This is a genomic window from Pseudomonas sp. MDT1-17 (assembly GCF_054898105.1).
In genome coordinates, this window is record NZ_JBUBVM010000001.1 from 658,423 (window position 1) to 673,967 (window position 15,545).

Genomic DNA, 15,545 nt, shown 5'->3' on the forward strand with positions numbered 1-15,545 from the left:
ACTCAGTTTGCTTTCTGTTGGGTTTGAGCCGCGATGGCGTCGGACGCCGCCACGTAGTCGGCCTGGAAGGCCGGTGATTCGATCCACGCCAAGGCGCCGGCTTCGTCGACTTCAGCGGACCATTGGCGATATTCGATCAGCGCGGCGAGGATAAAGTCTGTCGCTGTTTCTTCACCTTCCTGCTCCAGCACCAGCGCGAGCAGTGGGTGTTCAAGAAAAGCCGCGCACATGGCTTGTTGGCTGATCTTTTGCGCGTCGATCATTTCTTTGAACAGCTCGGTCAGGTCCACCGATTCAAAGTCGATGCGATCGTCGTTCGGGTCCAGCTCAACCGGCGCGGCAGCCCGCTGGGTGCGGTTCTGCTTGGCCTTGGCTTTGGCGCGTGTGGCGCGTTTGTTCTGCTTGTTGGCGGAGGCCATGGGCGTCGTTCCGTATTTCGTTGAGTGGGCAAGTCAATCAGCGGCGTGGCACTAGCCGCCCGGGTGTGTCGGGGGCCAGTTCGCCGGTCTGCAACCAGGACAATGCAATGGGCCATAGTGTGGCTTGGTATGCGCTGCGAAAAAAGGCGAAATGTCCGACTTCTTGTTCGCCGATGTCTTCGGGGGTGATTCGCAGATGGTTGGTCGTTGCGGCGGTGAAGTAACCGAGCAGGCGTTCGATGGCGGGAATCGTGCCGTAAGGATCGTCGCTGATACTGATGGCCAGGGTTTTTGCGGTGACGTTGACGAACGGGAGCTGGCCGTGTCTTGCGTGGATGATGCGGCCGCTGGGGCGCTTCTCGTACCGGGCCGTGGGCGTGCTCCAGTCGCGGACCACACCCGTGGGCGTGTCTTCCAGCCAGCCGAGGCGTTTACCGGGGAAGTAGCCGTAAACCATCGTCAACAGCGGCATCACCAGGTGCCACTTGCCGAACATTCGCCAGCGATGGGCAGGGGCGTAATCGCGCCAGTAAGCGAACTGAGCGCCCACGGTCACCAGGCGCCGGATGACCTGCCCAGAGGCTCCCAGTCCCGCTGCACAGCCTCCAAAGCTGTGACCGACGACGTCGATGGGCTGGCCGGGGAATTCTCGCTGAGCGCGCTTGAGCATCGCCTCAAAGTCCAGCGCGCCCCAATCGGACCATGAGGCCTGAAGTCCTTTCAGCGATGCGGGACGCGACTCGCCGATGCCGCGGTAATCAAAAGTGATCACGTCGAAGCCGTTGGTGAACAGGTAATCGGCGAAACGAGAATAGTGGCGGCAGCGGACAGAGGTGGCAGCGTTGATGATAACGACTGGACGCATTGAGTCCGATAGAGTCTGCCGCCAGGTGAATCCGCCAAGAATGAAGCCGTCTGCGGCGGTCTCCTTGAACGGTTCGCCGGGGGCGCAGGCTGGCAGCGGCAACTCCATTTGAGCGGAGGCCAACGAGGGCATGTCCTGCACATTCATCGGTTTTTGACCTTTGCGGGTAGCTGCCAACAATAGTCTTCACGCTGCCCATGAACAATCCATCCATGATTATCTGGGGATCTGGTTGAACAATCGTTCCTCAAGCACTGCCCGTTCCCGATCCAGTTCTGCGCGCAGTTCCTCCTCGCTCGGCAGCACCAGTTTGTACTTGCTGGCGAACAACTGTTCATTGCCCTCCAACACTGAATAGCGCACCACCGATTCATCTTTCTGTGCGCAGAGAATGATGCCGACGGTCGGGCCGTCCTCCGGTCCGCGTTTGAGGTCGTCGTACATGCGCACGTACATGTCCATCTGGCCGACATCCTGATGGGTCAGTTCACCGCGCTTGAGATCGAAGATGACGAAGCACTTGAGCAGGTAGTTGTAGAACACCAGATCGATGTAGAAGTCTTTGCTGTCGGTGCTGATACGTTGTTGGCGAGCAATGAAAGCGAAGCCTTTGCCCAGTTCGAGCAGAAAGGCCTGAAGCTGATTGATCAGTGCTTGTTCGAGATCGGTTTCTTGGATTAAGCCCGCATTGGGCAACCCAAGAAACTCCAGGATTACCGGATCCCTGATGAAATCCCGAGGGTTGGCCTTCATTTGCTGAATATTGGTGGCAGCTTCCTGCCTGACTGCGTAGCGGTCTCGGCTCGCCAGCAGGCGTTCGTAGTAAAGCGTGTTGATCTGGCGTTCCAGGGCGCGACTTGACCAATTTTGCAGGGCTGATTCGTTCATGTACCAGTGGCGAGCGTGGTCGTTGTCGACGCGCAGCAGCCTGCGGTAGTGAGTCCAGCTCAATTCGTGACGCAGTGCGTCACACATTGGGAATGCTTGGTAAAACAGGCGCATATAGCGAAGGTTGGAGGCGTCAAAACCTTTCCCAAACTCCGCTGTCAGTACTTTTGCCAGCGTCAACAATAGCTGCTTTCCATAACCCGCCCGCCGAGCCCCCTCCTGCTCGAACTCCACAATATGCCGTCCGATCTGCCAGCAGGTTTGCACCTGGACGGTATCGACCGCTCGTAGCACTTTCTGCCGTGCCTGACGAATCAATTCGCCGAGATTGCCAAGCAGTGAGGCGAGTTGTGGATCTTGGGTGTTATCGGGTTTTAGTGCGCTCATGAGTCTTCCGCGGCTGGATGAACAGGCAGAAGAGGATTGCAGGGGTGGGGTGGTCGGTGATGCCGGGCGGGGCTGGTAAATCGGAAGGAAAGGCCGATTGATTTTGCGGGATCGTGCCGACGGCAATCCGCGCTTGAGGAATACAACGTGTAGTCCGTTTCGCAGTGAACCCAAGTACTAATCAATCTAAAACTTGGCCACTCAGCAGGAAATCTAACAGGACGAACGATTGGGTTCTGCGCAGCCCGGGGAGTCGCCACTATGAAGTACCTCCATTCACTCCTGTTACCCATCACCGCTGTTGGCGTATTGATGTTTCCCGTCATGCTGAGCGCTGCCAGCCTTGAGCCCATCGACAACTCAGGCGTGCAAGTCCAGCCGCAACAGCAAAGCGGGATTAGTTACCTGTCCGGGGGGATTGGCGAGGATGAGTCGAAGGCCATCCAGCAAGCCCAGGGCTACAACCTGCACATGACCTTCTCTGTTGGGCCGGAAAACAAATACGTTCCCGATGTGGATGTGGTTATTCAGAACGCACCGGGTCAGACGGTTCTGACGCTGAGTCAGGCTGGCCCCCTCGTTTACGTTCAGCTCCCCGCCGGCAAGTACACCGTTGTCGCGACCCGCAATGGTGAGGCGCGGCGCGACACAGCGGATGTCGGAAGCGGCACCGCTCGCAATCTGGTTTTCCACTGGAATGGTGATGAGTAGTTGCGAAGGGGAGAGGCAAAGGCTTGCGAATCGGACGCCGTAAACCGGGCCTGATCAAATCCCAGGCATAAAAAAACCCTGAATCTTGCGATTCAGGGTTTTCGGTATTTGGTGCCCAGAGACGGAATCGAACCGCCGACACGGGGATTTTCAATCCCCTGCTCTACCGACTGAGCTATCTGGGCAACGGGGCGCATTAAACTGGTTTTTCAGGGGGTCGTCAAGAAAGTTTTCAAAAAAATTTTAATTATTACCGTCGCTTACGTTCCGACCCCCGATAAATCGTGATTATTCAGCCGGCGGAACGTAGTCGTCGGCTTTGGCGTATTCCTCGCCGGAGAAGTACTTGTCCATCTCGCCCTGAAGATATTTGCGGTCTTCAGCGTTCATCATGTTCAGGCGTTTCTCATTGATCAGCAGGGTCTGGTGTTTCTGCCAGTCGGCCCAGGCCTTGGCCGAGACATGATCAAAAATATCCTGACCTTTTGCACCCGGGAATGGAGCACGTTCCAGGGCGGGCAATTCTTCTTTGTACTTGCGGCACATGATGGTGCGGGTCATGACGACTCTCCTGCGTTCAATACGGCGGCCGCGCGTGCGAGCAAGGTTTTGACCGGGGCGGCAAGGCCCAGGCGCGGCGGGGTGGCGAGGTTATACCAGAGCCAGTCGGCCTCGGCCACGTGATGGCCAGCCTCCTGAACCTGAACCAGCCAGGGTTCGATGGACAACTGAAAATGACTGAAGGTGTGCACCAGGCTCGGCAGCGCCTGTTGGCTGCCCAGTTCCAGCGAATGCTGCGAAGCCAGATGTTGCAGGTCGTCGAGGTCGTCGAGTTCCGGCAGGCTCCAGAGACCGCCCCACAAGCCCGTGGAAGGCCGACGGTAAAGCAGAATCGCGCCTTCGCCGTTGGCGAGCATCGGCATCAGCGTGCGCTTTTGTGGCACGGCTTTGCGCGGTTTAGGGATCGGATAGCGCGTCTCCAGGCCAAGCATGTGCGCTTCGCAGCCCTTTTCGAGCGGGCAGAGCAGGCAGCTTGGCTTGCTGCGTGTACAGAGCGTAGCGCCCAGATCCATCATCGCCTGGGTATAGGCGTTGACCCGATCATGCGGCGTAAAGCGCTCAGCGTTCGCCCACAGCTGTCTGGCGACCTTGGGCTCGCCCGGATATCCCTCTTGTGCGGTAAAGCGCGCCAGGACTCGTTTGACGTTGCCGTCGAGGATCGGCGCCCGCAGACCCATGCTCAGGCTGGCGATGGCGCCCGCCGTGGACAGGCCGATACCCGGCAGATCAGTGAGCTTCTCCACATCGCGCGGAAACTCACCACCGTACTCGGCGACGACGATTTTCGCGGTCTTCTGCAGATTGCGTGCGCGGGTGTAGTAACCGAGGCCCGTCCACAGGTGCAGCACTTCGTCTTCCGGTGCGGCGGCCAGGGCTTCGACGGTCGGCAACGAGGCCATGAAACGATCGAAGTAGTTCAGCACGGTGCTGACCTGGGTTTGCTGCAACATGATTTCTGAAACCCACACCCGATACGGTGTGATGCCTTGTTGCCAAGGCAAGTCGTGACGGCCGTGGCGGTCGTACCAATCCAGCACCGCCGTTGAAAACTGCTCGGCTCTCATCGCTTGAACAGCCCCTTCAACGCATCTTTCAGTTCCGGGCTGACCTTGTCGCCGAGTTTCTCGTCGATTTTTTCGCTGATCCGCTCGCCGGCCATTTTGCTCGCGACCTGGCCCATGCGTTCGTTATCGAGGCGGCAGGCCTTGGCGCCCAGTTCCAGCGGGCCGCGGCAGCGCAGCGGCCACTCGATGCCGACGAACTTCTCGCCGACCTGACAGGCCGGATCCGGCATCGCGCTCGTATCGCCTTCGACGATGATGCCGACGCGGTAATCCATGCCCAGCACCCGCAAATCGACATCGCCGTCGCCTTTGACGGTCATGCCCGGGATCCGCACTTTCAGGTCCGGGTTGCTGGCCACGCCGTTACGGAAGGTCAGGTTGCCCTTGAGCTCCTGGAACGGTGTGTCCTTGCCCCGTGGCTCGCCGCTGAGGGATTTACGGTTCAGGGTGGCGATGCCTTTGCACAGTTGTTGTTCGAGGTTGGCATTGAGCAGGACGCCATCGTTGATGACGAAACTGGCGTTGCCGTTGAGGCTTTCGATCAGTGTTTTCTGGCTGTTGCCGCTGCCGGTCAGGTTGCTGTTGAGCGTCACCAAGCCTTTGACCGGCGGATTTTTACCCTGGCTTTCGAGGATTTTTTCCACCGGCACTTTGCTGATCTGCGTCTGGATGTTCAACGCTGGCACCTGTTGGCGCACGTCGAGCGTACCTTTGGCATCGAAGTTGCCGTCGTACAACTCGCCGCGAAGGTTTTCCAGTGTCAGCAGGCCGCCCTGGCCGGTGGCCTTGAGCGCCGCGTTCTTGATCGGCAGTTTATCGAGGGTCAACTGGCCGAAGGTGAGGTCAGCGTCCACGTCGAGTTTGCTCAGCCGTTCAACCGGCAACAGACGTTCGTTGCTCCACGCCTCTTTGGTCGGTGCTTGCGGCAGCGGTGTGCTGCCAGCACCGGCCATGGCATCGGCTTCGGTGCTGGCGACTTCAGCCTGACGGACTTGTGTTGCGCTGTTGGCTTCGGCAGATTTTGGCGGCAGGTAACGGTCGACGTTGAAGGTGTCGGCCTTGAGGTTCGCCCGCAACGATTGCTTGGCGAAGTCCTCGACGGCAATGCGGCCGCTGAAGGTGCTGTCGTCGACTTTCAGGTTGATGTTGTCGAGCACCACGCTGGTCGGCGTGCCAGCAAGGCGGCTGACCAGCTCGACTTTAGTGAGGCTGCCTTCGGCCATGGCCGGGAGTTTCTGGCCGATGCTGTCGACAAATTTCGCCAGATCAAACTGGGCAATCGACAAGCCGCCGCTGATTTTCGGGGTCTTGTCGAGGTCGTTGACCTTCAGTTCACCCAGTGCGCGCAATTGGTTGGCGGAGATTTTGATGCCGGTCCATTCGGCGACGTTTGCCGCTTTATCCAGCAGTAACTGGCCTTGGGCGGCGAAGGTCATGGTCTTGCCTTGCAGCGGATCGCCAGCGACTTCACCGGAGAGTTTCATGTCTTCGAGTTTGTAGCGCTGCAGTGCGCGCTCGAAACGCAGCTCGCCGTTGAGCTCGGTGCGCACGCGCAAGACCGGCTGGTTGGTGCCCAGGAACGCGGTGAGTTTGACCGGGATATTGGTGGAGTCATGCACCGGGCCGGTACTCAGCTGGATACTTTCGGCGCTGAACTGCTTGCCGGTTTTCTCGTCACTGTACTCAACACGGGCGTTGTTGACGGTCAGGCTGTCGATGTCCAGGCGGATCGGCTGGGCCGGTTTTTCCGCTTGGGCAGTGGTCTCGGGCGCTGGTTCGCCGGTGGTCGCGGGCGGTGTGGCCGGTGCCGGGGCTTTGCCGATGTCTTCCCAGTTACCGTGGCCGTCCTTGTCACGGTTCAGGCGCAGGTTCAGGCCTTCGACGCGCACATCGCTCATCTGCACTTCACGGCGCAGCAGCGGCAGCACGCGAACCGACAGACCGAGCATCTGCAAGTCGGCGAACGGTTCGGTGGGCTTGGCCAGGGTCGCGACACTGGCTTCGTGCAATTCCAGGCCCAGCCACGGGAACAGGCTCCAGCCAATATCGCCATTGAGCGTCAGCTCGATGTGGGCCTTGTCGCGGGCTATCTGGCGAATCTCGTCTTTATAGTCGTTGGGATCAAAGAGGTGGGTCAGGGCAAAGCCCAGCGCCACAATGATCAGCAACAGCCCGAGAAGTGTCAGACCCAGGATTTTGCCGAACGCTTTCATGGGCGAGTCCTTGTAGTTAGTCGAATTCGAAATTTAGCCGGGGAGTATAGCGCTCCGCAGCGGACGACCGGTCAGCGATCACGTCGTCAGCAAATCCAGCGGCACTTTCAGCTTCCTGTGAGGTTAGCGCGGTTGGCCCTTCTGTACCGTTGAAGAGATCGGATAACGTACAAAAGGTGATGTCACTTTGGTTTTTCTGTCACCTACTGATGGTAACCTCTGCCAGTTCGTCCGTCCTTCTGCGACTTGATGTCGCACCAACGCGGAGCTTCAGCCTGAAAAAACAGTCATGCGTGCGCATAAAGGCTGAGGGGTGAGGAGTGACTGGCGAACACTACTAATAATTGGGGGATACACAATGACCACGAGCATTACGGCGGACGGCCTCAAAGCCGATCAGCCCGCGTTCCTGTCCAAGGAGCGCATCATCGCCAAGCCCGGTTTCAACCGTTGGCTGGTGCCACCGGCCGCCCTGGCCATCCACCTTTGCATCGGCATGGCCTACGGTTTTTCGGTGTTCTGGTTGCCACTGTCCAAAGCCCTGGGTGTGACCAAGGCCGTGGCTTGCGCGCCAGACATGAGCTTCATCTCGCAAGTCTTTTCGTCCCAATGCGACTGGCCGATCTCGATGCTCGGCTGGATCTACACCTTGTTCTTCATCTTCCTTGGCTGCTCGGCAGCGATCTGGGGTGGCTGGCTGGAACACGCAGGTCCTCGCAAGGCTGGCGTTGTATCGGCACTGTGCTGGTGTGGTGGTCTGCTGATTTCGGCGTTGGGCGTGTATACCCACCAGATTTGGCTGATGTGGATCGGCTCCGGGGTCATTGGCGGTATCGGCCTGGGTTTGGGCTACATCTCGCCGGTCTCGACCCTGATCAAGTGGTTCCCGGACAAGCGTGGCATGGCGACCGGCATGGCGATCATGGGTTTCGGTGGTGGCGCGATGGTGGGTGCTCCGCTGGCCGCAGCGCTGATGGGCCACTTCGCTACGCCAACCAGCGTCGGCGTATGGCAGAGCTTCCTGGTGATGGCCGCGATCTACTTCGTGTTCATGATCGGTGGCGCGCTGTCTTACCGCGTTCCGCCAACCGGCTGGAAGCCTGAAGGCTGGACCGCTCCGGCGAAGAAAGCTTCCAACTCGATGATCACCCACCGTCACGTCCACGTGAATGTGGCGTGGAAAACTCCGCAGTTCCGTCTGGTGTGGCTGGTGCTGTGCCTGAACGTATCGGCCGGTATCGGCATCCTCGGCATGGCGTCGCCGCTGTTGCAGGAAGTGTTCGCCGGTAAGTTGCTGGGTAACGGTCTGACTTTCGGTCAGCTGGACGCTGGGCAACTGGCCTCGATCGCAGCGATCGCTGCCGGTTTCACCGGTTTGCTGAGCCTGTTCAACATTGGCGGGCGGTTCTTCTGGGCGTCGTTCTCCGATTACCTGGGGCGCAAAAACACCTATTTCGTGTTCTTCGCCCTGGGCTTTGCTCTGTACGCGTTGATTCCGAACCTCGGTCACTTGGGCAACGTTGCGCTGTTCGTGGCGGCCTTCTGCATCATCCTGTCGATGTACGGCGGTGGTTTTGCGACGGTCCCTGCCTACCTCGCGGACCTGTTCGGTACGCAAATGGTGGGCGCGATCCACGGTCGTCTGCTGACTGCCTGGGCGGCGGCGGGTGTGTTGGGTCCGGTGTTGGTGAACTATCTGCGTGAGTATCAGCTGAGCATCGGCGTTGAACGCGCCGCAGCATACGACATCACGCTGTACATCCTCGCCGGCCTGCTGGTGCTGGGTTTCCTGTGCAACCTGCTGGTGCGTCCGGTGGCCGACAAGTACTTCATGACCGACGCTGAACTGGCGGCCGAACAGGCGCTGGGCCACGACAAAGGTGCTGACAGCAGCACCGTATTGGAGTGGAAAGCGGATGCGGGTACCAAGCCTTTGGCGATTGCTGCATGGCTGGTGGTGGGTATTCCGTTGGCGTGGGGTGTTTGGGTGACCCTGCAGAAAACCGCGGTTCTGTTCCACTAAGTAGCGCTTTGTGCCTGGCATGTGTTGTGTCAGGCACATTGGTTTATGCCCGAAAAGATCGCAGCCTTCGGCAGCTCCTACGGTCAGCGTTCACATGACATTGTGTGAATGCGGTCGGTGTAGGAGCTGCCGGAGGCTGCGATCTTTTTCTTGTATGGACATGTCTATCCCCGACAGCACGGGGTCCTGTCCGTCAGTCATATCACCTCCCATGTTTCTGTTTCGCGCCCGCGCCCCTATAATGGCTGCCTTTTTCGCCCAATGATTTTGCGGAGCTGGTGATGGCCGAACGTAAGGCGTCAGTCGAGCGCGACACTCTGGAAACCCAGATCAAAGCCTCGATCAACCTGGATGGCACCGGAAAGGCCCGATTTGATATCGGTGTTCCTTTTCTTGAGCACATGCTGGACCAGATCGCCCGTCACGGGCTGATCGACATGGATATTGTCAGCAAGGGCGACCTGCATATCGACGACCACCACACCGTGGAAGACGTCGGTATCACCCTGGGTCAGGCCTTCGCCAAAGCCATCGGCGACAAGAAAGGCATCCGTCGCTACGGCCACGCCTACGTGCCGCTCGATGAAGCGCTGTCGCGCGTGGTGATCGACTTCTCCGGCCGTCCTGGCCTGCAGATGCATGTTCCCTATACCCGTGCCACCGTCGGCGGCTTCGACGTTGACCTGTTCCAGGAGTTCTTCCAGGGCTTCGTCAACCATGCCCTCGTCAGCCTGCACATCGACAACCTGCGTGGCACCAACACCCACCACCAGATCGAAACCGTGTTCAAGGCTTTCGGCCGCGCCCTGCGCATGGCCGTAGAGCTGGATGACCGCATGGCCGGTCAGATGCCGTCGACCAAAGGCGTTCTGTAATGCAGACGGTCGCGGTTATCGATTACGGCATGGGCAACCTGCACTCGGTGGCCAAGGCCCTCGAGCACGTGGGTGCCGGCAAGGTCCTGATCACCAGCGATGCCGACGTGATTCGCGAAGCTGATCGGGTGGTATTCCCCGGCGTCGGCGCGATTCGCGATTGCATGGCGGAAATCCGTCGCCTGGGCTTCGACTCGCTGGTGCGTGAAGTCAGCCAGGACCGTCCGTTCCTTGGCATCTGCGTGGGCATGCAAGCCTTGCTCGACAGCAGTGAAGAGAACGACGGCGTGGATTGCATCGGCCTGTTTCCAGGCGCAGTGAAATTCTTCGGAAAAGACCTGCACGAAGACGGCGAGCACCTGAAAGTCCCGCACATGGGCTGGAACGAAGTGAAGCAGACGGTGAGTCACCCGCTGTGGCACGACATTCCGGACCTGGCGCGTTTCTACTTCGTGCACAGCTACTACATCGCCGCCGGCAATGCGCGGCAGGTGGTGGGTGGCGGTCACTACGGTGTCGATTTCGCCGCGGCGCTGGCCGATGGCTCGCGTTTCGCCGTGCAGTTCCACCCGGAGAAGAGCCATACCCATGGCCTGCAATTGCTGCAGAACTTCGCCGCGTGGGATGGTCGCTGGTAAATGGCCGTCAAGAAGAAGCCACCGATCTTGACCCTCACTCCTGAACAGGAGAACGAGGCCAATCAGAAGATCAAACGCTTCATGGAGGATCGCTTCGAACTGGACCTGGGTTCGTTCGAGGCGGCTGAAATCCTTGAGCTGTTTACCCGTGAAATTGCGCCGCACTATTACAACAGGGCGATTTTCGATGTGCAGACGCACCTCAAAGAGAGGTTCGAAAGCATCGAAAGCGACTTGTGGGCGCTCGAGAAAAACTGATTTCCGAGCGAAGCTGAACACTCGAATTTGAAGGTTTGCCAGATGCTGATTATTCCCGCTATCGATCTCAAGGACGGTGCCTGTGTTCGTCTGCGCCAGGGCCGCATGGAAGATTCCACGGTGTTCTCCGATGACCCGGTGAGCATGGCTGCCAAGTGGGTGGAGGGCGGTTGCCGCCGTCTGCATCTGGTCGACCTGAACGGCGCTTTCGAAGGCCAGCCGGTCAACGGCGAAGTGGTTACCGCCATCGCCAAGCGCTACCCGAACCTGCCGATCCAGATCGGCGGCGGTATCCGTTCCCTGGAAACCATCGAGCACTACGTGAAGGCCGGCGTGAGCTACGTGATCATCGGCACCAAAGCCGTGAAAGATCCGGCCTTCGTTGCTGAAGCCTGCCGCGCGTTCCCGGGCAAGGTGATTGTCGGTCTGGACGCCAAAGACGGTTTCGTCGCCACCGACGGCTGGGCTGAGATCAGCACCATTCAGGTGATCGACCTGGCCAAGCAATTCGAAGCTGATGGCGTGTCCGCGATCGTTTATACCGACATCGCCAAAGACGGCATGATGCAGGGCTGCAACGTACCGTTCACTGCTGCGCTGGCGGCCGCCACGCGCATTCCGGTCATCGCTTCCGGCGGTATCCACAATCTGGGTGACATCAAGTCGCTGCTCGACGCCAAGGCGCCAGGCATCATCGGCGCCATCACTGGCCGGGCGATCTACGAAGGCACTCTTGATGTCGCTGAAGCGCAAGCTTTCTGCGATTCGTACAAAGGCTGAGGACTGACCATGGCGCTGGCCAAACGCATCATCCCTTGCCTGGACGTGGATAACGGCCGGGTGGTCAAGGGCGTCAAGTTCGAGAACATCCGCGACGCCGGCGACCCGGTAGAAATCGCCCGTCGCTATGACGAGCAGGGTGCCGACGAGATTACCTTTCTCGACATCACCGCCAGCGTCGATGGCCGCGACACCACGCTGCATACCGTTGAGCGCATGGCCAGCCAGGTGTTCATTCCGCTGACCGTGGGCGGCGGCGTGCGGACCGTGCAGGACATTCGCAACTTGCTGAATGCTGGCGCGGACAAGGTCTCGATCAACACTGCTGCGGTGTTCAACCCGGAATTCGTGGGCGAAGCGGCGCAGCATTTCGGTTCGCAGTGCATCGTCGTTGCCATCGACGCCAAGAAGGTCTCCGGCCCGGGCGAAACCCCGCGCTGGGAAATCTTCACCCACGGCGGCCGCAAACCTACCGGTCTCGATGCCGTTGAGTGGGCGAAGAAGATGGAAGGCTTGGGTGCCGGTGAAATCCTGCTGACCAGCATGGATCAGGACGGCATGAAAAACGGCTTCGACCTGGGCGTTACCCGCGCCATCAGCGATGCCTTGGGGATTCCGGTGATCGCCTCCGGAGGCGTCGGCAACCTGCAACATTTGGCCGACGGCATTATCGAAGGCCACGCCAGCGCGGTGTTGGCGGCGAGTATTTTCCACTTTGGCGAATACACCGTGCAGGAAGCCAAGGCCTACATGGCTCATCGCGGCATCGTGATGCGCTAAACAAACCGATACAGGCCAGTGGACATCATGGCGGGCTCAAGGCACTCTTGGGTACGCCATGGATTCAGGTAGCCAGACATGCTTAGACGCCTTCTTCTCGCCCTCGCCAGCGCTTCTCTATTGCTCGTCAATGGGGCGCATGCCGTAGAAAATCCCGACACCGATCTGGTGTTACTGACTGAAAATTTCCCCCCGTACAACATGGCGAAGAACGGCAAGAACTTCGCTCAGGACGAGAACATCAACGGCATCGCCGTGGACATCGTCCGCGAGATGTTCAAACGCGCGAACATCACTTATAGCCTGACGCTGCGTTTCCCTTGGGAGCGAATCTACAAGATCGCCCTCGAGAAACCCGGTTACGGCGTATTTGTGATGGCACGGTTGCCGGACCGCGAGAACCTATTCAAGTGGGTCGGCCCGATCGGCCCGGACGACTGGATCATGTTGGCCAAGGCTGATAGCAATATCAGCCTTGAGTCACTGGAGCAGGCGCGCAAATACAAGATTGGTGCCTATAAGGGCGACGCGATTGCCGAGACGCTGGCCAAGCAAGGGTTGAAGCCGATAGTCGTGCTGCGGGACCAGGACAACGCGAAGAAACTGGTTAACGGCCAGATTGACCTGTGGGCCACCGGCGATCCGGCCGGCCGTTACCTCGCGCGACAGGATGGCGTGACCGGCCTCAAGACCGTGCTGCGATTCAACAGCGCCGAGTTGTACCTGGCGCTGAACAAGGATGTGCCGGACGAGGTGGTGGCGAAGTTGCAGGCGGCGCTGGATCAGTTGCGCAAGGAAGGTGTGGTGGAAGACATCATGACGAAGTATCTCTAGGGCCCAACACTGAATCCTGTGCCATGCACAATCTAATGTGGGAGCGGGCTTGCTCGCGAATGCGGAGTGTCAGTCACCATTAATGTCGACTGTCAGGCCGCATTCGCGAGCAAGCCCGCTCCCACATTAGAACTGCGGTGTTTGGCGGTTAACGGTACACGCCGTCCTTGCCATGTGCAGTCGTTGCGCGGTTCCCGCGCACGCTGATCATCTGTTTGATGTCGATCCAGTCAATCCCCTGATCCTTGAGCTTGGGCAACTCACGCTCCAATACCGCCAATGTCTGCGGATACGGGTGCCCGATCATCACCGCCGAACCCTGCTTTCGCGCCAGGCTGATAGCCGTCTGTAGCTGCGTGAAGATCGCCGCTTCAGTGCGCTCATCATCCAGAAATACATCCCGCGAAACGCTCGCCAACCCGATTTTCTGCGCCTCGGCCGCGGCGACGGTCTGCGCGCTGGTGCGGCTGTCGACGAAGAATTTGTGTCGCTGCTGCAAATCCGCCATCAACCAGGCCATGGCGGCCGGCTGAGCCGTCATGCGACTGCCCATGTGGTTGTTGATGCCGTCGGTATAGGGCACGACATTGAGCGCCGCGTTCAGACGTTTTTCGAGTTCGTCGATGGGCAGGTCGGGATGCCAGGCGAACGGGCCGGTGGCCGGGTCCATGGGCATGTGCAGGATGACGATCTTGCCGGCGCGGTGAGCCTCGCGGGCGAATTCGGTGGCGTGGGGCGTGTCGGGCATGATCGCCGTGGTGACGGGGCCGGGCAGGGCCAGCACGCGACGATCCCGGGGCAGGTTCTGCCCCAGGTCGTCGATGATCAGGCTTAGGTAGGCTTTTTGAGGCGCTGTCGCGACGGGCGCTGCATGAGCAACACCCGCCAGACAGCACAGCAAGCCGAGGATGAACCGCAGCTGCATCTCAGCGGCCGGAAGTGATGCTCAGCCCTTTGAGCAGGCTCAGCGCCTGGGCCAACTGGTAGTCGTCATCCTGAGGCATCGCCTTGGCTTTGCCGCTGGAGCCGGTCGGTTTGTCGGCGCCGCCGTTGCCATTGCCCAGGTGACCTTGCAGATCGGCTTCCTTGAAGTACTCGCCGTCCTGCTCATTGGTGATCTTGGCCTTGCGCACTTCGATGTCCGGGACGATGCCCTGAGCCTGGATCGAGCGACCGTTCGGCGTGTAATACAGCGCCGTGGTGATCTTCAGTGCGCGTTCGTTGTTCAGCGGCAACACGGTTTGTACCGAGCCTTTGCCGAAACTGGTGGTACCCATGACCACCGCGCGTTTTTGATCCTGCAAGGCACCGGCGACGATTTCCGACGCCGAGGCGCTGCCGCCGTTGATCAGTGCGACCATTGGCACGGCTTCGCTTTCGTCTTTGCCGGTGGCGGAGAAGCGCAGTTCAGAGTTGGCGATACGGCCCTTGGTGTAAACGATCAGGCCCTTGGTGATGAAGTGGTCGACCACTTCCACCGCCGCTTGCAGGACGCCGCCCGGGTTGTTACGCAGGTCGAGAATGATGCCTTTGAGCTTCTTGCCGTTGTCCTTGCGCAGCTTGGCCAGGGCTTTGGAGACTTCGTCACCGGTCTTGACCTGGAACTGGGTGATACGGATGTAGCCGTAGCCGGACTCCAGCAGCTGGCTCTTCACGCTCTTCACTTGAATGATGGCGCGGGCCAGGGTCACGTCGAACGGTGTACCGCCGTCGCGTACCAGGGTCAGGGTGATTTTCTGGCCGATCTTGCCGCGCATCTTGTCCACGGCTTCGGTCATGCTCTGGCCACGGGTCGGCTGGCCGTTGATCTTGACGATGAAGTCGCCGGCCTGAATGCCAGCCTTGGAGGCCGGGGTGTCATCGATCGGTGAAACGACCTTGATGAAACCGTCTTCGGCGCCGACTTCGATGCCCAGGCCGCCGAATTCGCCGCTGGTGCTTTCCTGCAATTCAGCGAAGTCTTCCGGGCCCAGGTAGGCGGAGTGTGGGTCGAGGTTGCTGAGCATGCCTTTGATGGCGTTTTCCAACAGGGTCTTATCGTCCACCGGCTCGACATAGGCGGCCTTGATCCGGTCCATGACCTCGGCGAAGGTGCGCAACTCTTCCAGCGGCAATGGCGCCTTGGTGGTCGCAGCAGTGCCCGCAGGCGCGACAGCCGGAGCAGGTTGAGCGGCGAACGCCAGAGGCGCGCCGATCACCAGGGCGATCGTCAGGGCCAGCGAGGTAAGGCGGGACAAATGCAGCATGTC

Annotated in this window: 16 protein-coding genes and 1 tRNA gene; 8 read left to right on the forward strand and 9 right to left on the reverse strand. The window is 59.6% G+C overall.

What is annotated here, in order from left to right; genetic code table 11:
* Nucleotides 1-2: 2 nt before the first annotated feature.
* From ACYZTX_RS02940 to ACYZTX_RS02950, 3 genes are all read right to left on the reverse strand, one after another.
* Entirely contained in the window at nucleotides 3-419 is a 417-nt protein-coding gene (locus tag ACYZTX_RS02940) for a hypothetical protein (protein ID WP_462032881.1), read from the reverse strand.
* A gap of 37 nt (nucleotides 420-456) precedes the next feature.
* On the reverse strand, nucleotides 457-1,431 hold the full coding sequence (locus ACYZTX_RS02945; RefSeq protein WP_462032882.1) for an alpha/beta hydrolase family protein: 975 nt from the start codon (nucleotides 1,429-1,431) through the stop codon (nucleotides 457-459).
* Between the two features lie 69 nt (nucleotides 1,432-1,500).
* The gene (locus ACYZTX_RS02950; protein WP_462032883.1) at nucleotides 1,501-2,559 is read right to left on the reverse strand and encodes a PDDEXK nuclease domain-containing protein; all 1,059 of its coding nucleotides are present in this window, start codon (nucleotides 2,557-2,559) and stop codon (nucleotides 1,501-1,503) included.
* 261 nt (nucleotides 2,560-2,820) lie between these two features.
* Here ACYZTX_RS02950 and ACYZTX_RS02955 point away from each other — a divergent pair, with 261 nt between their 5' ends.
* Nucleotides 2,821-3,270, forward strand: a complete 450-nt coding sequence (locus ACYZTX_RS02955) for a carboxypeptidase regulatory-like domain-containing protein (RefSeq protein ID WP_462032884.1) — start codon at nucleotides 2,821-2,823, stop codon at nucleotides 3,268-3,270.
* Between the two features lie 109 nt (nucleotides 3,271-3,379).
* Here the strand turns inward: ACYZTX_RS02955 and ACYZTX_RS02960 are convergent.
* The 4 genes from ACYZTX_RS02960 to ACYZTX_RS02975 all read right to left on the reverse strand — a co-directional run bounded on the left by ACYZTX_RS02960 (nucleotide 3,380) and on the right by ACYZTX_RS02975 (nucleotide 7,108).
* Nucleotides 3,380-3,455 (reverse strand) — tRNA-Phe (locus ACYZTX_RS02960).
* A 103-nt stretch (nucleotides 3,456-3,558) separates the two neighbouring features.
* Nucleotides 3,559-3,831, reverse strand: coding sequence for an oxidative damage protection protein (locus tag ACYZTX_RS02965; protein ID WP_462032885.1), 273 nt, complete (start codon nucleotides 3,829-3,831; stop codon nucleotides 3,559-3,561).
* Nucleotides 3,828-4,895 (reverse strand): A/G-specific adenine glycosylase, encoded by a 1,068-nt coding sequence (gene mutY / locus ACYZTX_RS02970; RefSeq protein WP_462032886.1) that lies wholly within the window; start codon nucleotides 4,893-4,895, stop codon nucleotides 3,828-3,830. The genes ACYZTX_RS02965 and mutY overlap by 4 nt, the downstream gene beginning before the upstream one ends.
* On the reverse strand, nucleotides 4,892-7,108 hold the full coding sequence (locus ACYZTX_RS02975; protein WP_462032887.1) for an AsmA family protein: 2,217 nt from the start codon (nucleotides 7,106-7,108) through the stop codon (nucleotides 4,892-4,894). Before ACYZTX_RS02975 ends, mutY begins: the two co-directional genes overlap by 4 nt.
* 358 nt (nucleotides 7,109-7,466) lie before the next feature.
* Between ACYZTX_RS02975 and ACYZTX_RS02980 the strand changes: the two genes are divergently transcribed.
* From ACYZTX_RS02980 to ACYZTX_RS03010, 7 genes are all read left to right on the forward strand, one after another.
* A complete protein-coding gene (locus ACYZTX_RS02980) occupies nucleotides 7,467-9,131 on the forward strand; it encodes an OFA family MFS transporter (protein WP_462032888.1) in 1,665 nt (554 codons plus the stop codon).
* 281 nt (nucleotides 9,132-9,412) lie between these two features.
* On the forward strand, nucleotides 9,413-10,006 hold the full coding sequence (gene hisB, locus ACYZTX_RS02985; RefSeq protein WP_123367004.1) for an imidazoleglycerol-phosphate dehydratase HisB: 594 nt from the start codon (nucleotides 9,413-9,415) through the stop codon (nucleotides 10,004-10,006).
* Nucleotides 10,006-10,644: an imidazole glycerol phosphate synthase subunit HisH gene (hisH, locus tag ACYZTX_RS02990; RefSeq protein ID WP_438661564.1), complete on the forward strand. Its 639-nt coding sequence runs from the start codon at nucleotides 10,006-10,008 to the stop codon at nucleotides 10,642-10,644. Before hisB ends, hisH begins: the two co-directional genes overlap by 1 nt.
* A complete protein-coding gene (locus ACYZTX_RS02995; protein ID WP_050682512.1) occupies nucleotides 10,645-10,902 on the forward strand; it encodes a DUF2164 domain-containing protein in 258 nt (85 codons plus the stop codon).
* A gap of 42 nt (nucleotides 10,903-10,944) precedes the next feature.
* Nucleotides 10,945-11,682: a 1-(5-phosphoribosyl)-5-[(5-phosphoribosylamino)methylideneamino]imidazole-4-carboxamide isomerase gene (gene hisA / locus ACYZTX_RS03000; RefSeq protein WP_010464588.1), complete on the forward strand. Its 738-nt coding sequence runs from the start codon at nucleotides 10,945-10,947 to the stop codon at nucleotides 11,680-11,682.
* A 9-nt stretch (nucleotides 11,683-11,691) separates the two neighbouring features.
* Nucleotides 11,692-12,462 (forward strand): imidazole glycerol phosphate synthase subunit HisF, encoded by a 771-nt coding sequence (gene hisF / locus ACYZTX_RS03005; protein WP_007972752.1) that lies wholly within the window; start codon nucleotides 11,692-11,694, stop codon nucleotides 12,460-12,462.
* 78 nt (nucleotides 12,463-12,540) lie between these two features.
* Nucleotides 12,541-13,296: a substrate-binding periplasmic protein gene (locus ACYZTX_RS03010; RefSeq protein WP_462032889.1), complete on the forward strand. Its 756-nt coding sequence runs from the start codon at nucleotides 12,541-12,543 to the stop codon at nucleotides 13,294-13,296.
* 148 nt (nucleotides 13,297-13,444) lie between these two features.
* Here ACYZTX_RS03010 and ACYZTX_RS03015 read toward each other — a convergent pair whose 3' ends face one another.
* Both ACYZTX_RS03015 and ACYZTX_RS03020 read right to left on the reverse strand, forming a co-directional pair.
* A complete protein-coding gene (locus ACYZTX_RS03015; RefSeq protein WP_462032890.1) occupies nucleotides 13,445-14,221 on the reverse strand; it encodes a divergent polysaccharide deacetylase family protein in 777 nt (258 codons plus the stop codon).
* A gap of 1 nt (nucleotide 14,222) precedes the next feature.
* Complete coding sequence (locus tag ACYZTX_RS03020) at nucleotides 14,223-15,542, reverse strand: S41 family peptidase (RefSeq protein WP_462032891.1); 1,320 nt, start codon at nucleotides 15,540-15,542, stop codon at nucleotides 14,223-14,225.
* Nucleotides 15,543-15,545: the final 3 nt, after the last annotated feature.